The 23,407-nt window shown below is 74.7% G+C and carries 23 protein-coding genes; 13 read left to right on the forward strand and 10 right to left on the reverse strand.

The window, feature by feature from the left end; all coding sequences use genetic code 11:
* The first annotated feature begins 14 nt into the window (after positions 1–14).
* The 4 genes from LG632_RS10805 to LG632_RS10820 are packed head-to-tail and all read left to right on the forward strand — an operon-like array spanning position 15 to position 4,337.
* Entirely contained in the window at positions 15–905 is an 891-nt protein-coding gene (locus tag LG632_RS10805) for an NTP transferase domain-containing protein (protein ID WP_374203451.1), read from the forward strand.
* The gene (locus LG632_RS10810; protein WP_226726709.1) at positions 902–2,242 is read left to right on the forward strand and encodes a molybdopterin molybdotransferase MoeA; all 1,341 of its coding nucleotides are present in this window, start codon (positions 902–904) and stop codon (positions 2,240–2,242) included. Before LG632_RS10805 ends, LG632_RS10810 begins: the two co-directional genes overlap by 4 nt.
* Positions 2,230–3,330, forward strand: a complete 1,101-nt coding sequence (locus LG632_RS10815) for a potassium channel family protein (RefSeq protein ID WP_226726710.1) — start codon at positions 2,230–2,232, stop codon at positions 3,328–3,330. Before LG632_RS10810 ends, LG632_RS10815 begins: the two co-directional genes overlap by 13 nt.
* A gap of 23 nt (positions 3,331–3,353) precedes the next feature.
* Positions 3,354–4,337, forward strand: a complete 984-nt coding sequence (locus LG632_RS10820) for an NAD(P)H-quinone oxidoreductase (protein ID WP_226726711.1) — start codon at positions 3,354–3,356, stop codon at positions 4,335–4,337.
* A gap of 4 nt (positions 4,338–4,341) precedes the next feature.
* On the opposite strand, the gene LG632_RS10825 is transcribed toward LG632_RS10820, so the two are convergent.
* On the reverse strand, positions 4,342–4,899 hold the full coding sequence (locus LG632_RS10825) for a TetR/AcrR family transcriptional regulator (RefSeq protein WP_226726712.1): 558 nt from the start codon (positions 4,897–4,899) through the stop codon (positions 4,342–4,344).
* Positions 4,900–4,975: 76 nt separating this feature from the next.
* Between LG632_RS10825 and LG632_RS10830 the strand changes: the two genes are divergently transcribed.
* Complete coding sequence (locus tag LG632_RS10830) at positions 4,976–6,208, forward strand: FAD-dependent monooxygenase (protein ID WP_226726714.1); 1,233 nt, start codon at positions 4,976–4,978, stop codon at positions 6,206–6,208.
* 269 nt (positions 6,209–6,477) lie between these two features.
* Here LG632_RS10830 and LG632_RS10835 read toward each other — a convergent pair whose 3' ends face one another.
* Genes LG632_RS10835 through pdhA form a run of 3 tightly spaced genes read right to left on the reverse strand, consistent with a single transcriptional unit; the run spans position 6,478 to position 9,991 of the window.
* Entirely contained in the window at positions 6,478–7,860 is a 1,383-nt protein-coding gene (locus tag LG632_RS10835) for a dihydrolipoamide acetyltransferase family protein (protein ID WP_226726716.1), read from the reverse strand.
* On the reverse strand, positions 7,860–8,858 hold the full coding sequence (locus LG632_RS10840) for an alpha-ketoacid dehydrogenase subunit beta (protein WP_226726718.1): 999 nt from the start codon (positions 8,856–8,858) through the stop codon (positions 7,860–7,862). Before LG632_RS10840 ends, LG632_RS10835 begins: the two co-directional genes overlap by 1 nt.
* Positions 8,855–9,991, reverse strand: a complete 1,137-nt coding sequence (pdhA, locus tag LG632_RS10845) for a pyruvate dehydrogenase (acetyl-transferring) E1 component subunit alpha (RefSeq protein ID WP_226726720.1) — start codon at positions 9,989–9,991, stop codon at positions 8,855–8,857. The genes LG632_RS10840 and pdhA overlap by 4 nt, the downstream gene beginning before the upstream one ends.
* Positions 9,992–10,192: 201 nt before the next feature.
* Here pdhA and LG632_RS10850 point away from each other — a divergent pair, with 201 nt between their 5' ends.
* Entirely contained in the window at positions 10,193–10,768 is a 576-nt protein-coding gene (locus LG632_RS10850; RefSeq protein WP_226726721.1) for an Lrp/AsnC family transcriptional regulator, read from the forward strand.
* An 82-nt stretch (positions 10,769–10,850) separates the two neighbouring features.
* Here LG632_RS10850 and LG632_RS10855 read toward each other — a convergent pair whose 3' ends face one another.
* Positions 10,851–11,438: a TetR/AcrR family transcriptional regulator gene (locus LG632_RS10855; protein ID WP_226726722.1), complete on the reverse strand. Its 588-nt coding sequence runs from the start codon at positions 11,436–11,438 to the stop codon at positions 10,851–10,853.
* Positions 11,435–12,946 (reverse strand): 3-hydroxyacyl-CoA dehydrogenase, encoded by a 1,512-nt coding sequence (locus LG632_RS10860; protein WP_226726723.1) that lies wholly within the window; start codon positions 12,944–12,946, stop codon positions 11,435–11,437. Before LG632_RS10860 ends, LG632_RS10855 begins: the two co-directional genes overlap by 4 nt.
* A 124-nt stretch (positions 12,947–13,070) precedes the next feature.
* Here LG632_RS10860 and paaN point away from each other — a divergent pair, with 124 nt between their 5' ends.
* Complete coding sequence (gene paaN / locus LG632_RS10865) at positions 13,071–14,756, forward strand: phenylacetic acid degradation protein PaaN (protein WP_226726725.1); 1,686 nt, start codon at positions 13,071–13,073, stop codon at positions 14,754–14,756.
* Positions 14,757–14,832: 76 nt separating this feature from the next.
* Here the strand turns inward: paaN and LG632_RS10870 are convergent, their stop codons facing one another.
* From LG632_RS10870 to LG632_RS10880, 3 genes are read right to left on the reverse strand one after another with little or no spacing between them, the layout of a single operon-like run.
* On the reverse strand, positions 14,833–15,609 hold the full coding sequence (locus tag LG632_RS10870; RefSeq protein WP_226726726.1) for a TrmH family RNA methyltransferase: 777 nt from the start codon (positions 15,607–15,609) through the stop codon (positions 14,833–14,835).
* Positions 15,610–15,618: 9 nt separating this feature from the next.
* The gene (locus LG632_RS10875; RefSeq protein WP_374203452.1) at positions 15,619–16,932 is read right to left on the reverse strand and encodes an HTTM domain-containing protein; all 1,314 of its coding nucleotides are present in this window, start codon (positions 16,930–16,932) and stop codon (positions 15,619–15,621) included.
* Complete coding sequence (locus LG632_RS10880) at positions 16,920–17,570, reverse strand: DUF5819 family protein (protein ID WP_226726728.1); 651 nt, start codon at positions 17,568–17,570, stop codon at positions 16,920–16,922. The genes LG632_RS10875 and LG632_RS10880 overlap by 13 nt, the downstream gene beginning before the upstream one ends.
* A gap of 156 nt (positions 17,571–17,726) precedes the next feature.
* Between LG632_RS10880 and paaA the strand changes: the two genes are divergently transcribed.
* The 6 genes from paaA (at position 17,727) to LG632_RS10910 (ending at position 22,994) form a co-directional block, all read left to right on the forward strand.
* Complete coding sequence (gene paaA, locus LG632_RS10885) at positions 17,727–18,770, forward strand: 1,2-phenylacetyl-CoA epoxidase subunit PaaA (RefSeq protein ID WP_226726730.1); 1,044 nt, start codon at positions 17,727–17,729, stop codon at positions 18,768–18,770.
* Entirely contained in the window at positions 18,767–19,051 is a 285-nt protein-coding gene (gene paaB / locus LG632_RS10890) for a 1,2-phenylacetyl-CoA epoxidase subunit PaaB (RefSeq protein WP_226726731.1), read from the forward strand. The genes paaA and paaB overlap by 4 nt, the downstream gene beginning before the upstream one ends.
* Complete coding sequence (paaC, locus tag LG632_RS10895; protein WP_226726732.1) at positions 19,048–19,785, forward strand: 1,2-phenylacetyl-CoA epoxidase subunit PaaC; 738 nt, start codon at positions 19,048–19,050, stop codon at positions 19,783–19,785. The genes paaB and paaC overlap by 4 nt, the downstream gene beginning before the upstream one ends.
* Positions 19,779–20,288: a 1,2-phenylacetyl-CoA epoxidase subunit PaaD gene (gene paaD, locus LG632_RS10900; RefSeq protein WP_374203453.1), complete on the forward strand. Its 510-nt coding sequence runs from the start codon at positions 19,779–19,781 to the stop codon at positions 20,286–20,288. The genes paaC and paaD overlap by 7 nt, the downstream gene beginning before the upstream one ends.
* Entirely contained in the window at positions 20,289–21,392 is a 1,104-nt protein-coding gene (locus tag LG632_RS10905; protein WP_226726734.1) for a 2Fe-2S iron-sulfur cluster-binding protein, read from the forward strand.
* A 465-nt stretch (positions 21,393–21,857) separates the two neighbouring features.
* Positions 21,858–22,994, forward strand: a complete 1,137-nt coding sequence (locus LG632_RS10910) for an acyl-CoA dehydrogenase family protein (RefSeq protein WP_226726736.1) — start codon at positions 21,858–21,860, stop codon at positions 22,992–22,994.
* 3 nt (positions 22,995–22,997) lie between these two features.
* Here the strand turns inward: LG632_RS10910 and LG632_RS10915 are convergent, their stop codons facing one another.
* A complete protein-coding gene (locus tag LG632_RS10915; protein WP_226726737.1) occupies positions 22,998–23,342 on the reverse strand; it encodes a rhodanese-like domain-containing protein in 345 nt (114 codons plus the stop codon).
* Positions 23,343–23,407: the final 65 nt, after the last annotated feature.

Genomic DNA, 23,407 nt, shown 5'->3' on the forward strand with positions numbered 1-23,407 from the left:
GCATACTCATGACCATGACCTACGACGCCATCGTCCTGGCCGGCGGTGCGGCCCAACGGCTCGGCGGGGCCGACAAACCCGGTCTCAGCGTGGGCGGCCGCAGCCTGCTCGACCGCGTGCTCGACGCCTGCGCGGACGCCGCACGGACCGTGGTCGTCGGCGGTCGGCGGGGCACCGCCCGGCCGGTGACCTGGGCCCTGGAGGATCCGCCCGGCGGCGGCCCGCTGGCCGCCCTGCACGCCGGCCTGCGGCTGACCACGGCCGAACAGGTCCTGGTCCTCTCCGCCGACCTGCCCTTCCTGGACGCGGCGACCGTCCACACCCTGCTGGCCGGGCCGGGTGCCGAGGGCACCCTGCTGCGCGACCCCGACGGCCGCGACCAGCCGCTGGTCGCCGCCTACCGCGCCGAACCGCTGCGCCGGGAGCTGGCCCTGCTCGCCACCGAGCACGGCACCCTCTACGGCCTGCCCCTGCGGGCCCTGACCGCCGAACTGGACCTGGCTCGCCTCGACGCCGACGCATCCGCCGCCTTCGACTGCGACACCTGGGACGATCTCGCCGCCGCCCGTGCCCGGATCAGGGAGCATGGGAACGTGCTGGACGAATGGATCACCACCGTCAAGAACGAGCTGGGCATCGACCTCGACGTCGACACCAAGGCCCTGCTCGACCTCGCCCGGGACGCCGCCCACGGCGTCGCCCGGCCCGCCGCGCCGCTGACCACCTTCCTGGTGGGCTACGCGGCCGCCCGCGCCGAGGCCGCCGGCGCCGACCCCGCCGAGGCGCTCGCCGAGGCCTGCCGCAAGGCCACCGGCCTGGCACTGCGCTGGGCCGCCGAGACCGAACCCGGCCCCGGGGCCACCTCCGAGGGCCGTCCGGGCACCGAGGGAGACCGATCGGGATGACCTTCTCCGACGCCGAGCGGGCCGTGGAGGAGGCCCTCGCGCTGGTCGCCCGCGATCCCGGCGGCCGCGCCCCCGGCCCCTCCGGCGGAGGGGGTGGCCGGGGCCGTGGCGAGGGCGCCGGCACCGACCGGGGCCACCGGGCGACGGCCTGGCCGCGGGCCCGCGAGGTCGCCGCCCGCGCCGGAGCGGTCACCCGTCCGCGCACCCACCGCGTCGCCCTCGCCGACGCCCTCGGCGAGGTGCTCGCCGCGCCCCTGGAGGCGCTGACCGACCTCCCGTCGTTCGACACCTCCGCCATGGACGGCTGGGCCGTCTCCGGCCCCGGCCCCTGGTCGGTCCGGCCCGGCTCCGATGTGCTGGCCGGCTCCGACCGCCCCGACCCGCTCACCGACGGCGAGGCCGTCCGCATCGCCACCGGGGCCCGGATCCCCGGCGAGACCACCGCCGTGCTCCGCACCGAGCACTCCCGCGAGGTCGGCGGTCAGCTCTACGCCGACCGCGACGTCCTCACCGGCCAGGACATCCGCCCGCGTGGCCAGGAGTGCCGGTCCGGCGACCTGCTGCTGCCCTCCGGAAGCGCCGTCACCCCGGCCGTGCTGGGCCTGGCCGCCGCCGCGGGGTACGACGAGCTGCTCACCCGGCCCCGCCCGCGCGTGGAGGTCCTGGTCCTCGGGGACGAGCTGCTGACCGAGGGCCGCCCGCACGACGGGCTGATCCGGGACGCCCTCTCCCCGATGCTCGGGCCCTGGCTGGAGCGGATCGGCGCCGACGTCACCGCCATCCGCCGGCTCGGCGACGACCCCGAGGGCGCCGAGGCCCTGCTGCGGGCCGTCACCGGGTCCGCCGCCGACCTCGTGATCACCACCGGAGGCACCGCCTCGGGCCCGGTCGACCACGTCCACCCCGTGCTGGAGCGGGCCGGGGCCGAGCTGCTCGTCGACGGGGTCGCCGTACGCCCCGGGCACCCCATGCTGCTGGCCCGCCTGGACGGCGGCGCCCGGCACCTCGTCGGGTTGCCGGGCAATCCGCTGGCCGCCGTCTCCGGGCTGCTCACCCTCGCCGAGCCGCTGGTGCGCGGCCTGGCCGGGCGGGCGCCGCGGCCGCGCTACGCCGTCCCGGTGCGGGACGCGGTGTCCGGGCACCCGTACGACACCCGGCTGGTGCCGGTGGTGCTGACCGCCGACCACGCCGTCCCGCTGCGCTACCAGGGCCCCGCGATGCTGCGCGGTATCGCCGCCGCCGACGCCCTGGCCGTCGTACCGCCGCACGGGGCCAAGGCCGGACAGGACCTGGAGATCCTCGATCTGCCGTGGGTGGCAGGAGGATGTTTCACGTGAAACTCCACGGTCAGGACGCAATGGCCCGCGAGGCCGACGAGAAGCTCGTCTCACGCCGCGTCAAACTCCCCACCCGGGTCGTCGAGAAGCCGCTGCGGCAGGTCAGCAAGCGGCTGTTGATGGCGCTGTTCGTGCTGTTCCTGACGGTCCTCATCGTCTACCTCGACCGCGGGGGCTACCACGACAACGCCGACGACACGCTCACCCTGCTCGACTGCATCTACTACGCCACGGTCACCCTCTCGACCACCGGCTACGGCGACATCACCCCGTACAGCGACAGCGCGCGCCTGGTCAACGTCCTGCTGATCACCCCGCTGCGCGTGCTGTTCCTGATCATCCTGGTCGGCACCACCCTTGAGGTCCTCACCGAACGGACCCGGGAGGAGTGGCGGCTGAACCGCTGGAGGAAGAACTTGCGTGACCACACGGTCGTCATCGGTTTCGGCACCAAGGGCCGTTCGGCTCTGCACACGCTGCTGGCCACCGGGGTGAGCAAGGACGCGGTGGTCATCGTGGACCCCAGCTCCAAGGTGATCGACATCGCCAACTCCGAGGGCTACACCGGGGTGGTGGGTGATGCCACCCGCTCGGACGTCCTGCTGCGCGCCGAGGTGCAAAAGGCCCGGCAGATCGTCGTCGCCACCCAGCGCGACGACACCGCGGTCCTGGTCACCCTGACGGCGCGCCAACTCAACCGCGGCGCCAAGATCGTCGCAGCGGTGCGCGAGGAGGAGAACGCCCCGCTGCTGCGGCAGTCCGGCGCGGACGCCGTCATCACCAGCGCCAGCGCCGCCGGCCGGCTGCTGGGCCTGTCGGTGCTCAGCCCGAGCGCGGGCACCGTGATGGAGGACCTGATCCAGCAGGGCACCGGCCTGGACCTGGTCGAACGACCCGTCACCAAGGCCGAGGCCGGCAAGGGCGTGCGGGAGACCAAGGACCTCGTCGTCAGCGTGCTGCGCGGGCACCGGCTGCTCCCCTACGACGACCCGCACCTCGGCCCGCTCCAGCTGACGGACCGGCTGATCACCATCGTCCGCGCGGTCCCTCCGGCCGAATCGGCCCCGGCGCGGGGCGCCGGGGACTGAGCCGGCGTACTACTGTCCGGGCCATGCATGCGATCACCATCCCGCAGCCCGGCGGCCCCGAGGCCCTGGTCTGGGCCGACGTACCCGATCCGGTGCCCGGCGAGGGCGAGGTCCTCGTCGAGGTCACGGCCGCCGCCGTGAACCGTGCCGATGTGCTCCAGCGGCAGGGCTTCTACGATCCGCCGCCCGGCACCTCGCCCTACCCGGGCCTGGAGTGCTCCGGGCGGATCGCCGCGCTGGGCCCGGGGGTCTCGGGCTGGGCGGTGGGCGACGAGGTCTGCGCGCTGCTGACCGGCGGCGGGTACGCGCAGAAGGTCGCGGTCCCGGCCGGGCAGCTGCTGCCGGTGCCCAAGGGGGTGGACCTGGCGACCGCCGCCGCCCTGCCGGAGGTCGTCTGCACGGTGTGGTCGAACCTGTTCCTCGTGGCCCATCTGCGGCCCGGGGAGACCGTCCTGGTGCACGGCGGTTCCAGCGGCATCGGGACCATGGCGATCCAGCTGGCCAAGGCCGTCGGCGCGAAGGTCGCGGTCACGGCCGGCGGGCCGGAGAAGCTGGCGCGCTGCAAGGAGCTCGGCGCGGACATCCTCATCGACTACCGCGAGCAGGACTTCGTGGAGGCACTGCGGGCCGCGACGGGCGGTGCCGGCGCGGACGTGATCCTGGACATCATGGGCGCCAAGTACCTGGCCCGGAACATCGCGGCGCTCGCCGTGAACGGCCGGCTGGCCGTCATCGGGCTCCAGGGCGGCGTCAAGGGCGAGCTGAACCTGGGCGCGCTCATGGCGAAGCGGGCCGCCGTCACGGCGACCACGCTGCGGGCCCGTCCACTGGAGGAGAAGGCGGCCATCGTGGCGTCCGTCCGCGAGCACGTCTGGCCGCTGGTCGAGTCCGGCCGGGTCCGGCCGGTGGTGCACGAGGCCTTCCCGATGTCGCGGGCGGCGCAGGCCCACGCGGTCATGGAGTCCAGCGCGCACGTGGGCAAGCTCCTGCTGACCCCGGCCTCCTGAGGACTCAGCGCAACGCGGCCGCGACCAGGCCTTCCACCGCCTCCCGGGGGACCGGGGTGGCCGTGAGCAGGTGGTCCAGGACCAGGCCGTCCACACAGGCCAGGAGCGTGTGGGTCCGGGCGTCGGGGTCGGCCACCCCGCGGGCGGCGAGGAAGGCGCGCACGGCGTCGCGGCCGGCGTTGTCCCGGGGCACGAGGATCTCCCGTAGCTCCGGGTCGCGCACGCTCTCAAGCGCGCAGGCGTAGCGGGCCAGCGAACGCTGCCGGCCCTCCCCGGTGAGCCGCCGCCTCGTCAGCGCGAGGAAGCCGTCGGTGAGTTCCTCGGCCGTCCGGGGGACGGGCGCCGCCTCGCCCGCGGCCTGGAGCTCGGCCTGGTCCCGGGCGACCAGGCGGCGGACCAGGGCGGTCAGCAGGGCCGCGCGGGTGCGGAAGTAGGCCGAGGTGGTCCCGTCCGGCAGGCCGGCCGCCCGGTCCACGGCCCGGTGGGTCAGGCCCCGCATGCCGGCGCCGGCCAGGACCTCGATGGCCGCGTCGGCCAGGACGGTACGTCGTTCCTCACTCACCCCCTCTTTCTACACCTGTAGAAGCGGCTGAGTACACTGCGCCCCAGGTCTTCTACAGATGTAGAAAGGGGCGGTCATGGGCAGCAGGGGCAGAGCCGTGGTGGTCGGCGGGGGCATCGGGGGACTCGCGGCGGCCGTCGGGCTGCACCGCACCGGCTGGGAGGTGGCCGTCCTGGAGCGCTCGGCCGTGCTCGACGACGCCGGCGCCGGGATCTCCCTGGCCGCCAACGGGATCCGGGCACTGGAGGCGCTGGGCCTGGGCGCGGCGGTGCGCCGGGCCGCCCGGCCGCAGTACACCGGCGGGACCCGGGCCCCCGACGGCCGCTGGCTGTCCCGGATGGACGGGGCAGCCCTGGAACGCGCCCTGGGCGTACCGATGACCGGCGTCCCCCGGGCCGAGCTGCACGCGCTGCTGCGCGCCGCCCTTCCGCAGTCCGCCCTCCTGGTGGGCCGCACGGCGGAGCGGATCACGACCGGCAGCGCCCGGCCGGTGGTGCACTGCCAGGGCGGTGAGGCCCACGAGGCGGACGTGGTGGTCGCCGCGGACGGGGTGCGCAGCCGGATCCGCGCGGCCCTCTTCCCGGAGCATCCCGGCCCCGCCTACAGCGGCTCGACGGTGCTCCGGGCGATCACCGCCCGGCCGGTCCGCCTGGACACCGACTTCACCCTGGTGTGGGGGCCGGGCGCGGAGTTCGGGCACATCGGGTTCCGCGACGGGCGCGCCGAATGGCACGCCGTCCTGAACGCACCGGCGGGCGTGCGCCACGCCGACCCGCTCGCGGTCGTCACCCGCCGCTTCGCGTCCTGGCCGGGACCGGTACAGGACCTGCTGGCCGCGACCCGCCCCGAGGACGTGCTGCACCACGACATCCACGAACTGGCCGTGCCCCTGCCGCGCTTCGTCTCCGGCCGGGTGGCCCTGCTCGGGGACGCCGCGCACGCCATGACCCCCCACCTCGGGCAGGGCGCCTGCCAGGCCCTGGAGGACGCCGTCACCCTGGCGGCCGAACTGGCGGCCGGACCCGGGCCGGAGGCGGCGCTGGCCCGCTACGACGCCCTGCGCCGGCCGCGGACCCAGGCCGTGACCGTGGCCGCGCGACGGGCCGGGCGGATGGGCCAGCAACTGACCCACCCGCTCGCCGTCGCCCTGCGCAACACCGCACTGCGGCTGGCCCCGTCGGGGGCCACCATCCGCACGATCCTGCGCCACGCGGACTGGACCCCGCCCCGGCTGCCGGGCGTCCCGGCCGCTACTGCGGCCGGGACGGACACCGGCACCGGCACCGGGCCCGGGCCCCGCGACCGGTGACCGGGGCCTGGCCCCGCGACCAGTGACCGGGCCGGGGCCCGGGGCCCGCCACCGGCGACCAGGACCGGGGCCCGAGACCGGCGACAGACGGGGCCGGTACCGGGCCGGGCCCGCGAGCGGCGACCGGGGCCCGAGACCGGTGACAGACGGGGGCCGGGGCCGGGCAGGGTCCGGGCCAGGTCCGGGTCCGGATCGCTGGTGCCGGCGCCAGACCAGCCCAGCACCGACACCCGCACCGGCACGGGCACCAGCACCAGCACCAGCACCAGCTACAGCGAGCGCAGCAGTACCGCCGGGGACTCCACGCAGTCGGCGACGTAGCGCAGGAACCCGCCGGCCGTGCCGCCGTCGCAGACCCGGTGGTCGAAGGTCAGCGACAGCTGGACCACCTGGCGGACCGCCAGCTCGCCCTGGTGGACCCAGGGCTTGGGGACGATCCGGCCGACACCGAGCATGGCCGCCTCGGGGTGGTTGATGATCGGCGTGGACCCGTCCACGCCGAACACGCCGTAGTTGTTGAGCGTGAACGTGCCGCCGGTCAGATCGGCGGGTGCCAGCTTTCCGGCGCGCGCCACCTCCGTCAGCCGGGCGAACTCGGCGGTCAGCGCCTCCGGGTTCATGGTGTGCGCGTCGCGCACCACCGGCACCACCAGGCCCCGGTCGGTCTGCGCCGCGAAGCCCAGGTGCACCCCGGGCAGCCGGACGATCTCGTTGGCCGCCAGGTCCACCGTGGAGTTGAGCTCCGGGTAGCGGGCGAGGGCCGCCGTGCAGATCCGGGCCAGCAGCGCCAGCACCGAGATCTTCGGCCCGCCGGCCGCGTTCATCGCGGCCCGGGCCGCCATCAGCTCGGTGGCATCGGCGTCCACCCAGCACGTGGCGTCCGGTATCTCGCGCCGGCTGCGCGAGAGCTTCTCGGCGACCGCCCCGCGCAGCCCCTTGAGCGGAATGCGCTCGCCCGCCGCGGCCGTCCCGGCGGCGGCCGGGACGGTCACCGGCGCGGCCACGGACGCGGCGGCGCGCAGCGCTGCCTCGACGTCGGCGCGCAGGATCAACCCGTCGGGCCCGCTGCCGGCCAGCGCCCGCAGATCGACCCCGTTGTCCTTGGCCAGCTTGCGCACCAGCGGCGAGATCACCGGCACCGGACCGGCGTCCCGGACCACCGGCGCGGCTGCCACCGGAGCCGCCGCAGCGGCCACCGGAGCAGGAGCAGGAGCAGGAGCAGCCACGGACGTAGGCCCAGGCGCGGGCGTGGCAGCCGGACCTGCCGGGGCCGGGGCGCCGGGGCGGATGCGGCGGCGCCGGGCCGGGCGGGAGTGGTCCGTGCCGTACCCGACGAGGACGTTGCCCGAGCCGGACTCCGCCTGCTCACCGGCGCCCGCCCCCGCGGCGTCGTCCGACCCGGTGGCCGAACCCACCGCCACCGTCAGCAGCGGCGCCCCCACGGGAAGCTCGGTGCCCTCCTCGCCGAACCGGGCGGTGACCACACCGCCGTACGGGCAGGGCACCTCCACCATGGCCTTGGCCGTCTCGACCTCCACCACGGGCTGGTCCACGGCGACCACGTCGCCGACGGAGACCAGCCAGCGCACGATCTCCGCCTCGGTCAGTCCCTCACCGAGGTCGGGGAGCTTGAACTCGAACACCTGAGGCATCAGTTCTCCCACTGCAGGCGGGCCACGGTGTCCAGGATCCGGTCCACGCCGGGCAGGTGGTGCTTCTCCAGCATCGGCGGCGGGTACGGGATGTCGAACCCGGTCACCCGCAGCACCGGCGCCTCCAGGTGGTGGAAGCAGCGCTCGGTGATCCGCGCGGCGATCTCCGCGCCCGGTCCGCCGAAGCCGTTGGCCTCGTGGACCACCACCGCCCGTCCGGTGCGGCGTACCGAGGCGACGACCGTGTCCTCGTCGAACGGCACCAGCGAGCGCAGGTCCACGACCTCCAGGTCCCAGCCCTCCTCGCGGGCCGCCTCGGCGGCCTCCAGGCACACCGGCAGCGAGGGGCCGTAGGTGATCAGGGTCGCGCTGGTGCCCGCCCGGCGCACGAGCGCCTTGCCGATGCCCGGCACGGCCGCCGGGGTGTCCGGGTTCCACTCGGACTTCGACCAGTACAGCCGCTTGGGCTCCAGGAAGACCACCGGATCGTCCGAGGCGATCGAGGCGCGCAGCAGGCCGTACGCGTCCTCCACCGTCGCCGGCGTCACCACGTGCAGGCCGGGGGTGGCCACGTAGTACGCCTCGGAGGAGTCGCTGTGGTGCTCCACGCCGCCGATCCCGCCGCCGTAGGGCACCCGGATGGTGATGGGCAGCGGCATCGCGCCGCGGGTGCGGTTGCGCATCCGGGACACGTGCGAGATCAGCTGCTCGAACGCCGGGTAGGCGAACGCGTCGAACTGCATCTCCACGACCGGGCGCAGCCCGTACATCGCCATGCCGACGGCCGCGCCGAGGATGCCGGCCTCGGCCAGCGGGGTGTCCGTGCAGCGCTCCTCGCCGAACTCCTTGGCCAGCCCGTCCGTGATCCGGAAGACGCCGCCGAGGGTGCCGACGTCCTCGCCCATGACGTGGACCGTGGGGTCCTCGGCCATCGCATCGCGCAGCGCGCGGCCCAGGGCCTGGGCCATCGTCGCCGGCTTCACCGCCACCGTGGTCATCCCTGGGCCTCCGCGTCGAGCTCGGCGCGCAGCATGGCGGCCTGTTCGCGCAGCCGCCCGGTCTGCTCGGCGTACACGTGGGCGAACAGGTCCATCGGGTCCAGCACCGGGTCGGCGTTCATCCGCTCGCGCAGGGCCGCGGCCATCGTCTCGGCCGCGTCCTTGGCGGCCTCGATCCCGGCCTCGTCCAGGATGCCGCGCGCGGTCAGCTCGCGCTCCAGCAGTTCCACGGGGTCGTGCTCCTTCCAGGCGGCCACCTCGTCGTCGTCCCGGTAGCGCGTGGCGTCGTCGGCGTTGGTGTGGGCGTCCATCCGGTACGTGATCGCCTCGACCAGGGTCGGGCCGCCGCCCGTACGGGCACGGTGCACCGCCTCGGCCAGCACCTCGTGGACGGCGGCGACGTCGTTGCCGTCGACCAGGCGGCCCGGCATGCCGTAACCGACGCCCTTGTGGGCCAGGGTCGGCGCGGCGGTCTGCTTGGCCAGCGGGACGGAGATGGCGAAGCCGTTGTTCTGCACCAGGAAGACGACCGGGGCCTGCCAGACGGCCGCGAAGTTCAGCGCCTCGTGGAAGTCGCCCTCGCTGGTGCCGCCGTCGCCGACCATGGCGAGGGCGACGACGTCGTCCCCGCGCAGCCGGGCGGCGTGCGCCAGGCCCACGGCGTGCGGCAGCTGGGTGGCCAGGGGGGTGCTCAGCGGGGCTATGCGGTGCTCGCGCGGGTCGTAGCCGGTGTGCCAGTCGCCCCGCAGCAGGGTCAGGGCCTGCACGGGGTCGAGGCCGCGCGCGACGGCCGCCAGGGTGTCGCGGTAGCTCGGGAAGAGCCAGTCCTGCTCGGCCAGGACCAGCGCCGCCGCGATCTCGCAGGCCTCCTGGCCCACGGTGGACGGGTAGACCGCGAGCCGGCCCTGCCGGGTCAGCGCGGTGGCCTGGGCGTTGTACCGGCGCCCGCGCACCAGCTCGGCGTAGCACCGCCGCATCAGCTCCGGGTCGAGCTTGTCCGCGGCCGGCGTGCCCAGCACCCGGTAGGGCTCGGCGTCGGGCAGCAGCGGCGCGGCCTCCGTACGGGGCCTCCACGAGGGAGGCGGGGTGGGACGGTAGGACGCACCGGCACCGGGCAGCTCTTGGACCGTCATGGCGGCGTACACCTCCTCGTGGGAAGCGGGCAGGGCGGGCGCCCGGCACCCCCGGCGGTGACCGGGCGGAGTGAAGCGCCTCACCTACCGATTGTTCGGTCGACCGCACATTTTGGCTACAGGCGCCTCCAGGCTGTGGACAAACGGGCGCCGGGGCCCTGGGATGGGTGCAGGACGTCCAGGAGAGGGAGGCAGGGGGCAATGGCGGATGAACAAATGGCTGGAGCGGGTTCCGCGCCGGTCACCCCGGGTCCGGCGGCGGCCTGCCCGCCCGGCGCGCCCGCGGCCGCGACGCCCCCGCCGCGCCCCCTGGACCCCATCGACCGTTCGATCCTGCGGTTGCTCCAGACGGACGGCCGGGCGTCGATACGGTCGGTCGCCGAGCAGGTGCACGTCAGCCGGGCGAACGCGTACGCCCGGATCAACCGGCTGATCGACGACGGCGTGATCCGCGGCTTCGCGGCCCGGATCAACCACGAACGCGCGGGTCAGGGCGCGTCGGCGTACATCACCTTGAAGATCGTCCAGAACTCCTGGCGGACCGTGCGCGAGCAACTGCGCGAGCTGCCAGGCGCCGCCCACATCGCGCTGGTCAGCGGGGACTTCGACGTCCTGCTGCTGGTGCACACCCCGGACAACCGCACCCTGCGCGAGCTCGTCCTCACCCGCCTCCAGGCCATCCCGGAGGTGCTCTCCACGCACACCCTGCTGGTGTTCGAGGAAACGGATCTGCTGGACCCGCAGTCCCCCCGGGCGCCCCATCTCGGCGAGGAGTGACGCGAGAGGAGGACCGGAGGACGTCGGACGACGTCGGAGGACGCGGAGGATCTCGGACGACCGCGGACGACCCCGGACGACGTCAGTGCGCCGTGCGCAGACCGTCGAAGGCGAGCCGGACGACCGCCTCGGCGAGCTGTTCCCGGTCCGCGGCCGAGTGCGGCCGGTACCACTCCACCAGCGAGTTCACCATGCCGAACAGCAGCCGGGTGGCGAGCCGAGTGTCGAGGTCCGCGCGCAGGTCGCCCTCGGCCTCGGCGGCGCCGAGCAGCTCGGCCACCCGGTGGTCGAACTCGCGGCGGCGCTCCAGCGCCCAGCGTTCGGTGCGCGTGTTGCCGCGCACCCGCAGCAGCAGCGTGACGTACGGCAGTTCGGTGACCAGCACCTCCACCGTGCGCCGCGTGACGTGCTCGACGCGCTCGACGGCCCGCCCGTGCGTGGCGCCCGGCTCGTCGAGGATCGCGAACAGCCCGTCCAGCGCCCGGCTGACGGCACGCTGGAGCAGCTCCTCCTTGCCCGCGACGTGGTGGTAGATCGAGGACTTGGAGATCCCGGCGGCCTTGGAGAGGTGCTCCATGGAGGTGCCGTCGTAGCCGCGCTCGTTGAAGACCTGGACGGCCACCGACAGCAGCGTCTCGGGGGTGTAGGTGTCCCGCCGTGCGGTGGTCATGAGGTGCCGTTCTCCTCGTCGTCGCGGTAGCCGAGCCGGTACAGCGCCAGGGAGGGCGCGTAGCGGCCGCCCGGGCACCGCTCGTCGAGGTGGTGCAGGAGGTCGTAGGCCCAGTCACGGCCGAGCCGCTCGTTCCACTCCCAGGGGCCGAGGGGGTAGTTCACGCCGAGTTTCATCGCGGTGTCGATGTCCTCGGCGGTGGCCGTGCCGCGGGCGACCGCGTCGGCGGTCAGGTCGATCAGCATCGCGACGGTGCGCGCGACGATCATGCCGGGCACGTCCCCGATGACGCTGACCTGCTTGCCGAGCTTCTGGAACAGCCCGACGGCCTCGGCGAGGGTGCGCTCGGAGGTGTCCTCGGACGCCGACAGCGCGATCCGGGTGGCGCCGCGGTAGTCGAGGGCGAGGTCGAAGTAGACGACGTCGGAGAACTCGATCGAGGTCCTGCCGTCGGCCAGGACGAGCTGGCCCTCACCGGGCAGCTGGATGTACGGACCGCCGGTCTCGCTCGTGGTGACCGCGATCCCGGCCTCCTCGAACAGCTCCACCAGCGCGGCGGCGGGCCCCAGGTCACCGACGACGGTGACCTTCTCGGGGGCCTCGGCGGGCGGGGCGGTGTGCGGCTGCGGAGCCGGCGCCTGGGGGCCGTACGGGTACCAGCCGTGGCCCGACTTGCGGCCGAGCCGGCCCGACTGGACCAGCCGGCGCTGCGCGAGCGAGGGGGTGAACTTGGGGCTGCGGAAGAACGACTCCCACACCGAGCGGGTGACGGCCTCGTTGACGTCCTGGCCGATCAGGTCGGTCAGCTCGAACGGGCCCATCCTGAAGCCGCCGCACTCGCGCAGCACCGCGTCGATCGTCGCCGGGTCGGCGCCCTGCTCCTCGTGGACCGCGAAGGCCTCGGCGTAGAACGGGCGGGCGATCCGGTTGACGATGAAGCCCGGGGTGTCGGCGCAGCGGACCGGGGTCTTCCCCCAGCCCAGCACCGTGTCGTACGCCGTGTCGGCGGCCTGCGGGTCGGTGGCGAAGCCGCTGACCACCTCGACCAGCGGCAGCAGCGGCGCCGGGTTGAAGAAGTGCAGGCCGACGAACCGGCCCGGGTGCGTGAGGGCGCCCGCCAGCTCGGTGACCGAGAGGGAGGAGGTGTTGGTGGCCAGCAGGGCGTCCGCCGGCACCACCGCCTCCAGTTCCGTGAACAGCCGGCGCTTGACGTCCGCGTCCTCGACGATCGCCTCGATCACCAGGGCGGTCCCGGCGAGATCGGCCAGCCGCTCCGCGGCCGCGAGCCGGCCCAGGGCGGCGTCCGCGGCCGCGCGGTCCAGGCGGCCCTTGTCGACCAGCCGCTCGATCCGGCCGGCGACCGCCTCGGTGGCCTCACGGGCGCGCCCGGGCAGGGCGTCGTGGAGCAGCACGGGGTGGCCGGCGAGCAGGGCGACCTGGGCGATCCCCTGGCCCATGGTCCCGGCGCCGACGACCGCCACGGTGCGGGAGCGCTCGATAGCTGTCATGTCCCCGATCCTCCCGCATGCGTTGTCCACAGGCTCGGTCGGGCCCTCTTGTCCCGACCGATCGTTCGGTTACTCTAACTCCAGTCTGCTCCGCTTCGCCCGGCTCAACGAGGAGTTGGTCTTGATGGCCGCCGCCGACCTGTCCGCCGCCCAGCTTTCCGAGAAGCACCGGCCCACTCTCGACCAGGCGCTGGCGGCCGTCCGCAGCCGCGCCTACTGGTCCCCGCACCCCGAGCACCCCAAGGCCTACGGCGAGACCGCCCCGGCCGACGGCCTCGCGGCCTTCCAGTCCCTGCAGGGCACCCGGCTGGACCTCGGCCAGCCCGGCACCGACGGCTGGACCGGCGGCGAGGTCTCGCCGTACGGCCCGGAGCTCGGCGTGGAGTACCCCCACGTCGACCCCGACGTGCTGCTGCCCGCGATGAAGGCGGGCATGGCCGCCTGGCGGGACGCCGGCCCCGAGACCCGCGCCCTGGTCTGCATCGAGATCCTGTCCCGGATCAGCGCCCGCACCCACGAGTTCGCCCACGCCGTCATGCACACCAGCGGCCAGGCGTTCATGATGGCGTTCCAGGCCGGCGGCCCCCACGCCCAGGACCGCGGCCTGGAGGCCGTGGCCTACGCGTACGAGGAGCAGACCCGCGTCCCCGCGCAGGCGCAGTGGTCCAAGCCGCAGGGCAAGAAGGACCCCCTGGAGCTGGGCAAGACCTTCACCGCCGTGCCGCGCGGCATCGCGCTGGTCATCGGCTGCAACACCTTCCCCACCTGGAACGGCTACCCGGGCCTGTTCGCCTCCCTGGCCACCGGCAACGCCGTGCTGGTCAAGCCGCACCCGCGCGCCGTCCTGCCGCTGGCGCTGACCGTGCAGGTGGCCCGTGAGGTGCTGGCCGAGGCCGGCTTCGACCCGAACCTCGTGGCGCTGGCCACCGAGCGTCCGGGCGAGGGCATCGCCAAGACCCTGGCGGTCCGCCCCGAGATCAAGGTGATCGACTACACCGGCTCCACCGAGTTCGGCGACTGGCTGGAGACCCACGCCCGCCAGGCGCAGGTCTACACGGAGAAGGCCGGCGTCAACACCGTCGTCGTGGACTCCACCGACAACTACAAGGGCATGCTGGCGAACCTCGCCTTCTCCCTGTCGCTCTACAGCGGCCAGATGTGCACCACCCCGCAGAACCTGCTGATCCCCCGGGACGGCATCGCCACCGACGCCGGCCACAAGACGTACGACGAGGTGGTCGCCGACCTCGCCGCGTCCGTCGAGGGGCTGCTGGGTGAGGACGCCCGGGCCAACGCCCTGCTGGGCGCCCTGGTCAACCCCGACGTCAAGGCGCGCCTGGAGGCGGCGGCCGGGCTCGGCGAGGTCGCGCTGGCCTCGCGGGAGGTGACCAACCCGGAGTTCCCGGGCGCCGTGGTGCGCACCCCGGTCATGGTCAAGCTGGACGCTGCCAAGCCGGACGACTCCGCCCCCTACCTCTCCGAGTGCTTCGGGCCGGTCTCGTTCGCGGTGGCGGTGGACTCCACCGCCGACGCCCTGGAGCTGCTGCGGCGCACGGTCCGGGAGAAGGGCGCCATGACGGTCGGCGCGTACACCACCTCGGCGGACACCGAGCGGGCGGTGGAGGAGGTCTGCCTGGAGGAGTCCGCGCAGCTCTCCCTCAACCTCACCGGCGGGGTCTACGTGAACCAGACGGCCGCGTTCTCCGACTTCCACGGCTCGGGTGGCAACCCCGCGGCCAACGCGGCCCTGTGCGACGGCGCGTTCGTCGCCAACCGCTTCCGCATGGTGGAGGTGCGCCGCCAGGCCTGACCCGCTGCGGAGCGCCCGCCGCCGGGTCTGACCCGCTGACGGGCCGAAGCCGCTGACGTAGCGCCCGCCGCCGGGCCTAGCCCGCGGCGGGGCCGCCCCAGTGGAAGAGGGTCATGGCCACGCTCGTGGCCAGGTTGTAGCTGGAGACCTGCGGCCGCATGGGCAGGGAGACCAGGTGGTCGGCCCGGGCCCGCAGCTGCGCCGAGATGCCGTGCCGTTCGGAGCCGAAGGCGAGCAGCGCGTCGTCGGGGAGGGTGAGGGACCGGATGTCCTCACCCTCGGGGTCCAGCGCGTACAGCGGCCCGGGCGGCAGGTCGTCGCCCTCCAGCCGGTCCACCGTGGTGGCCCAGTGCAGCCCCGCCCCGGCCCGGACCACGTTCGGGTGCCAGGGGTCGAGGCTGCCGCGGGTGACCACACCGGTGGCGCCGAATCCGGCGGCGAGCCGGACGACGGCGCCGACGTTGCCGAGGTTGCGCGGGTTGTCCAGGACCACCACGGGCGCGCGGCGCGGGATGCGGGCCAGTGCGGCGCGGCCCGCGTCGCGGTCCGGTCGCACCGCGAGGGCGGCCACCCCGGTGGGGTGCACCCGGGGCAGCAGCGAGCGCAGCTCGGCCGCGCGCACCAGGCCGGCGACGGCCGGCTCGACGTCCGGGGCGAGCTCGGCGGCCAGGGCGCGTACGGCGGCGGGGTCGTCGGCGACGGCCAGGCGCACGTCGGCGCCGAAGCGGAGCGCGTGCTTGAGCGCGTGGAAGCCGTCCAGCAGCACCAGGTCGTCCCGCTCCGCGGCCGACCGCCACAGCCGTACCGTGCCGTCGTCCTCCGGCGTCCGCTCGGCCACCCGCGCATCACTCATGCGACGAGCCTACGAGGTGCCCGCCGACGGCTGCTCCACGGCCGCCGGGCCGCCGCCCCCGGTCCCCGGCCTCGGCTCCGGCCTCGGCTCCGGCAGGGGCGCGGGCGCCGGGCCGGGATGCTCGGGGTCGGGCTCCGGCGCGGGCGCCGGGCCGGGATGCTCCGGGCCGCCAGGCTCCGGCGCGAGGTCCGTCCCTGCGGTGGCCGGACGCCGCCCGGGGAGCATGCCGCGTACGGACGCCGCGCGGGCGCCGAGCCACAGCAGGAAGCCGGTGGGCAGGAACACGGCGTCGGCCGCGATCATCGCCAGCGAGAAGAACGGCAGCCCGAGCAGCACCGCGATGCCCGCGTGCTCCAGCATCATCACCGCCAGCAGCGCGTTCTTCACCCGCCGGTTCAGCAGCGTGAAGGGGAAGGCGACCTGCACGGCCACCGTGCCGTACGTCAGCAGCATCACCAGCGTCCCGCTGCCCGCCAGCAACCCCGACAGCCCGGGCCAGGGCGTGAAGTAGTCCAGGCCGAGCGGGTAGTACAGCGCGGTGCCGTCCTGCCAGCGCGAGCCCTGAATCTTGTACCAGCCGGCCGTCGCGTAGATCAGGCATACCTCGGCCATGATCACCAGCAGGGCCGCGTTGTGCACCAGGTTGGCCAGCACGTCCAGGGTCGCCCGGCCCGCGCCGTCGGGGTCGTGGCGCTCCACGGTCCACCACAGCGCCTGGAGCACCCACAGCGCCGCGAACCCGGCCAGCCAGCCGGCGCCGAGCCGCCCGGTCACCGCCGCGTACAGCAGGACCAGGCCGAGGACGGCCCACAGCAGCGGTCCGGCCGGCCCGTCACGCCCCGGGCGGCGCCGCGCGGCCCGCCGGGCGTCCAGGGACCACACCTGGGCGCACCGCGTGAGCACCAGGTACAGGGCCATCAGGTGGATGACGTTGTCCCCGCCGTCGCCCATGAAGACGCTGCGGTTCTGCAGCGACAGCACGCCCACCATGAACAGCACCGAGACGGCCCGGGTGTGCCAGCCCAGCAGCAGCAGGACGGCCGAGAGCACCGCGACCGCGTAGACGATCTCGAACCAGACCGCCGAGGATCCCCACATCAGCACCGAGAAGGCGTCGTTCGTCGCGATCAGCCGCCGGCCCAGCTCCCAGCTCCACGGGCTCTCGGGCCCGTACAGCTCGCGCCGGTGCGGGAGCTCCCGCAGCAGGAAGAACAGCCAGGTCCCGGCGATGCCGATGCGCAGCACGGCACTCTGGTACGGGCCCAGCGCCTGCCCGGTGACCCGTGCCAGGGCCCGCCCGGCGGCGGCCCTCACACGGTCCACCACGGCAGCTCCCGGTAGGAGGGCGCGGTGTCGGTGGTCTCGGTGCTCCACCTCGGCGCGGCCACCGCCCGGGTCACCGAGCGCAGCTGGACCCGCAGGAGCTCGCCGGCGCCGTACGTGCCCGCCAGCCGGGCCACCGCGATCCGCTGGAGGTAGGCCTCCGAGAGCGCGCCGCGCTCGCCCTGGGGCTTTTCGTCCTCGTCGTGCGAGGAGGTGTAGAAGTCCCAGGCCCGGCGCAGCTCGTTCTGCGCGGTGTGGCTGGGCAGCAGCTGGTGCCGGATCCGCCGGGCGTCCTCGGCGGACAGGTCCCGCCAGTCGGTGGTCAGGCGTTCCCCGGCCTCGGTGCGGATCTGGGCGCGGACCTCGACGGCGATGTTCTGCTGGAGGGGGTTGGGGGCGAAGAGCTTCCAGTTCTGTTCGAACTCGGGGTAGACCCAGGCGTCGACGGTGGCGCCGTGCCGCTTGGTGACCGTGTTCGACGGCGCGACGTGCAGGAACACCATGGCCAGGTGCCAGCAGGCGGCCACCGACACGGCGCCCAGCGCCAGGGCCGCCACGACGCGGTACGGGCCGGGCAGACCGGCGATGCCGGCCGGTCGCGGGCCCGGGGCCGCGCCCTCCCGCTCGTTCGAATCCATCCCGCCCCGCTCCTCGGCGTCCACAGAGGGTCCCACAGAGGTTGACACCCTACGGGCCGCCGTCTCACCATTGAAGAGTTCGAACCGAACGATCGGTCGGTCGGTCGCCCGGGTCGGACGGTCAGCGCAGCCGAATTCACTGGCAAGGGGGCCGGGATGGTGGCAGTGACCCCGGAGACGGGGCAGGACAGGGCCCTCGCGGCCGCCTTCGAGGCCGCCGTGGCGGCCGACGAGCGGGTGGAGCCCCGGGACTGGATGCCCGAGGAGTACCGGGCCTCGCTGGTCCGCCAGATGGCCCAGCACGCCCACTCCGAGATCATCGGCATGCAGCCCGAGGCCAACTGGATCACCCGGGCGCCCTCGCTGCGCCGCAAGGCCATCCTGATGGCCAAGGTGCAGGACGAGGCCGGTCACGGCCTGTACCTGTACAGCGCCGCCGAGACCCTCGGCACCAGCCGTGACGAGCTGCTCGACAAGCTGCACTCCGGCCGGCAGAAGTACTCCTCGATCTTCAACTACCCGACCTTGACCTGGGCCGACGTCGGCGCGATCGGCTGGCTGGTGGACGGCGCGGCGATCACGAACCAGGTGCCGCTGTGCCGCTGCTCCTACGGGCCCTACGCCCGCGCGATGGTCCGCATCTGCAAGGAGGAGTCCTTCCACCAGCGCCAGGGCTACGAGCTGCTGCTCGCCCTGTCGAAGGGCACCGAGGCGCAGCACGCGATGGCGCAGGACGCGGTGGACCGCTGGTGGTGGCCCTCGCTGATGATGTTCGGCCCGCCGGACGACGAGTCGGCGCACTCGGCGCAGTCGATGGCCTGGCGGATCAAGCGCCACAGCAACGACGAGCTGCGCCAGCGGTTCGTCGACATCGCCGTCCCCCAGTCCGAGGCCCTGGGCCTGACCCTGCCGGACCCGGACATCCGGTGGAACGAGGAGCGCGGGCACTACGACTTCGGCGCGATCGACTGGACGGAGTTCTGGGAGGTGCTCAAGGGCAACGGCCCCTGCAACGAGCAGCGCATCACCCAGCGCCGCCGCGCCCACGAGGAGGGCGCCTGGGTCCGCGAGGCCGCCGCCGCCCACGCCGAGAAGCAGGCCCGGGCCCACGCCGAGGCGCCTGCGCAAGCAGACGCAGACGCAGCCGCAGACGCAGACGCAGACGCACACGCACAGCAGCACGAGGAGGCACGGGTATGACGCAGAACTGGCCCCTGTGGGAGGTGTTCGTGCGCTCGCGCCGCGGCCTCTCGCACACCCACGCCGGCAGCCTGCACGCCCCGGACGCGGAGATGGCCCTGCGCAACGCCCGCGACCTGTACACCCGGCGCAACGAGGGCGTGTCGATCTGGGTCGTCCCGTCGGCGCAGATCACCGCGTCCTCGCCGGACGAGCGCGACCCGTTCTTCGCCCCGGCCGCCGACAAGCCGTACCGGCACCCGACGTTCTACGAGATCCCGGAGGGGGTGCGCCACCTGTGACCGCCACCGTGCCCACGACCGCCACCGTGCCGGCGACCGCCGCGCTCGCCCTCGGCGACGACGCCCTGGTGCTCTCGCACCGCCTCGGCGAATGGGCGGGCCACGCCCCCGTCCTGGAGGAGGAGGTCGCCCTCGCCAACATCGCCCTGGACCTGCTGGGCCAGGCCCGTGTCCTGCTGTCCCTGGTGGGCGACGAGGACGAGCTCGCCTTCCTGCGCGAGGAGCGGGCCTTCCGCAACCTCCAGCTGGTGGAGCAGCCCAACGGCGACTTCGCGCACACCATCGCCCGGCAGCTCTACTTCTCCCTCCACCAGCACCTGCTGTGGACGGAGCTGGCGGCGGGCGACGGCCCGTTCGCTCCGCTCGCGGCCAAGGCCGTCAAGGAGACCGCCTACCACGTCGACCACGCCGCCCAGTGGACCGTGCGCCTCGGCGACGGCACCGAGGAGAGCACCCGCCGCATGCGGGCCGCCCTGGACGCCCTGTGGAAGTACACGGGCGAGATGTTCCAGCCCGTCGACGGCCTGGACGTGGACGGCTCCGCCCTGGAGCAGCGCTGGCTCGCCGAGCTGGCCGAGGTCCTGGACCGGGCCCGGCTGAGCCTGCCCGAGGGCCCGCGCACCGGCGCCTGGTCCGCCGGGGCCGGCCGCCAGGGCCTGCACACCGAACCGTTCGGGCGGATGCTCGCCGAGATGCAGCACCTGCACCGCAGCCACCCGGGGGCGTCGTGGTGACCGGGGCGGTCGTCGAGGAGACCCGGCTGGAGCAGGAACTGGCCGCGCTGGCCGGCTCCGTGCCCGACCCCGAGCTGCCCGTGCTCACGCTGGCCGAGCTGGGCGTGCTGCGCCGGGTCCACATGCGGGAGGACGGCGGCGTCGACGTCGACCTCACCCCCACCTACACCGGCTGCCCCGCGATCGAGGCGATGTCCGCCGACATCGAGCGGGTCCTGACCGACCACGGCATACCCCGGGTGACCGTCCGTACGGTGCTCTCCCCGGCCTGGTCCACGGACGACATCAGCGCCGAAGGCCGCCGCAAGCTGGCCGAGTTCGGCATCGCCCCGCCGCGTCCGCACGCGGCCGGCGGGCCGGTCCCGGTCTCCCTGTCGGTGCGCTGCCCGCACTGCGGCTCCACCGACACCGAGCTGCTCAGCCGCTTCTCCTCCACCGCCTGCAAGGCGCTGCGCCGCTGCGTCGCCTGCCGGGAACCGTTCGACCACTTCAAGGAGCTGTAGATGGCCGCAGCCCGCCACGGCGCGTTCCACCCGCTGACGGTGGCGGCCGTCGACCGGCTCACCGACGACTCGGTCGCGCTCACCCTCGCCGTGCCGCCGGAGCTGCGCGAGGAGTACCGGCACACCGCCGGCCAGCACCTGACGCTGCGCCGGACCACCGACGAGGGCACCGAGGTCCGCCGCACCTACTCGATCTGCTCGCCCGCCCCGGACCCCGGGGGCCCCGGGCCGGACCGGCTGCAGGTCGGCGTACGGCTGGTGGAGGGCGGCGAGTTCTCCACGTGGGCCCACAAGGAGATCGCCGCCGGTGACGTCCTGGACGTGATGGTCCCGGCCGGGCGCTTCGTGCTCGACCCGGCCAAGGCCGCGCCCGGCGCGCACTACGCGGCGGTCGTCGGCGGCAGCGGGATCACCCCGGTGCTGTCCATCGCCGCCACCCTGCTCGCCGCCCGCCCCGACGCCCGGTTCTGCCTGGTGCGCAGCGACCGTACGGCCGCCTCGACGATGTTCCTGGAGGAGGTCGCCGACCTCAAGGACCGCTGGCCGGAGCGGTTCCAGCTGGTCACGGTGCTCTCCCGGGAGGAGCAGGAGGCCGGGCTGCCCTCGGGCCGGCTCGACCAGGAGCGGCTGACGGCCCTGCTGCCCGCGCTGCTGCCGGTCCCCGAGGTGGCCGGCTGGTTCCTGTGCGGCCCGTACGGGCTGGTGCAGGGCGCCGAGCGGGCCCTGCGGGGCCTGGGTGTCGGACGCGGCCGGATCCACGAGGAGATCTTCCACGTCGAGGACACCGCCGCCCCGGCGCCGGTCGCCGCGGGCACGGCCGCGCCCGCGCACAGCCGGGTCACCGCCCGCCTGGACGGCCGCTCCGGCACCTGGCCGGTCCGTGAGGGCGAATCCCTGCTGGACGCGGTGCTGCGCAACCGGGCCGACGCCCCGTACGCCTGCAAGGGCGGGGTCTGCGGCACCTGCCGGGCCTTCCTGGTCGGCGGCGAGGTCCGCATGGAGCGCAACTTCGCCCTGGAGGCTGAGGAGACCGAGGCCGGCTTCGTCCTGGCCTGCCAGTCCCACCCGGTGACGGAGGAGGTCGAGCTCGACTTCGACCGCTGAACCACCCAAAGCCACGACCCGGCCACGGCTGGGCCACGGCCCGGCCGGGGTTCAGCCCGGCTAGGGCCACGGCCCGGCTCTGCTACGGCTCGACCTGGCCCGGCCCGGCCCTGCCCGGCCACGGCTCGGGCCTGACCGGCCCGGCCATGGCGCGGCTCGGGCCTGCCCGGCCACGGCCCGGCTCGGCTCGGCCAGGGTCCAGCCCCGCCACGGCCCGGCCACGGCGGCTCAGCCAGGGCTCAGCCCCACCACCGCCCGACCCGGCCCTGCCCGGCCACGGCGGCTCAGCCAGGGCTCAGCCCCGCCACCGCCCGACCCGGCCACGGCCCGGGTTCAGCCCAGTCCGGCCAAGGCTCGGCCCGCGCCTCCTCGGCGCCGTTGCCCGTAGCCCGGGGCTGGTGAATTCCAAGAAGCTGCTCTATCTTGACGCCCCGTCAGAAAACCGGTGTGCGCGGAAGGACAGCCGTGGACTTCACCTTCACCGAGGAGCAGCAGGCCGCCGTCGAGGCGGCCCGGGCGGTCTTCGCCGACGTCGCCCCGGACTCCGTGCCCAGTCCCGCGCTCACCCCCGGCGCCGTCGCCGAGGACTTCGACCGCCCGCTGTGGGCCCGGCTCGCCGCGTCCGACCTGCTCGGCCTGGTCCTGGCCGAGCGGTACGGCGGCGCCGGGCTGGACACCGTCGCGCTGTGCCTGCTGCTGCGCGAGTCCGCCAAGGTGCTCGCCCGGGTCCCGCTGCTGGAGCACTGCGCCACCGCGACGGCCCTCCAGGCGTACGCCGACCCCCGCCTGGCCGCGGAGCTGCTGCCCCGCGCCGCCCGCGGCGAGCTGGTGCTGACCGTGGCCGCACAGGGCCGGACCGGGCACGACCCGGCCGAACTCGCCGTCACGGCACGCCGCGACGACGGCGCCTGGGTCCTGGACGGGCTCCAGACCGCCGTGCCCTGGGCACACGGCGCCGACTGGATCGCCGTACCCGCGCACACCGGCGAGGGCAGGGCGGTGCTCGCCCTGGTGCCGCGGACCTGCGCGGGCCTGGGCCTCGCCGACCAGTACTCCACCAGCGGGGAACGGCTGGCCGAGCTCACCCTGGACGGCGTACGCGTGCCCGCCGAGCGGCTCGTCGAGGCCGACGGCGCCTGGGAGCACCTGCGCCAGCTGCTGGCCACCGGCACCTGCGCGCTCGCGCTGGGCCTGGGCGAGGCCGTGCTCGCCATGACCGGCCGGTACACGGGTGAGCGGGAGCAGTTCGGGTTCCCCGTCGCCACCTTCCAGGCCGTCGCGGTGCAGGCCGCCGACCGCTACATCGACCTGCGCGCCATGGAGGCCACCCTCTGGCAGGCCGCCTGGCGCCTGGACAGCCCCGGCTCGGGGGGCCCGCTGCCGAGCGCCGGCGACGTGGCCGTGGCCAAGATCTGGGCCTCGGAGGGCGTCCGCCGGGTCGTGCAGACCGCGCAGCACCTGCACGGCGGCTTCGGCGCCGACACCGACTACCCGCTGCACCGCTACCACGCCTGGGCCAAGCACCTGGAGCTGTCGCTCGGCCCGGCGGCCGCGCACGAGGAGGCGCTGGGCGACCTGCTGGCCGCCCATCCCCTCGGCTGAGGATCAGACGACGGTGCCGGGAGCGCCCGCGTCGGTGACCACCGGGCGGCCCGAGGCCTCCCAGTCCTGCATGCCGCCGTCGACGTTCACGGCGTCGACGCCCTGGCCGACCAGGTAGCGCGCGACCTGCGCCGAACGGCCGCCGACCCGGCACATCACGAACACCCGGCGGCCGTCCTCGGCCGCCTCCGTCAGCTCGCCGAACCGGGCCACGAACTGGCTCATGGGGATGTGCAGCGCGCCTTCGGCGTGCCCGGCGTCCCATTCGTCCTGCTCGCGGACGTCCAGGATGAAGCTGTCCGCGTCCAGCGCGTCGACGCCCACCACGGGCACGGTGCCGAAGCTCATGCGTATCGCCTTTCGAAAAGAGAACCCACCGCCAGTGTGCCCCACCGGCCGTGCCCGCCCGGGAC

Source organism: Streptomyces antimicrobicus (assembly GCF_020532625.1).
Taxonomy (GTDB): Bacteria; Actinomycetota; Actinomycetes; order Streptomycetales; family Streptomycetaceae; genus Streptomyces; species Streptomyces antimicrobicus.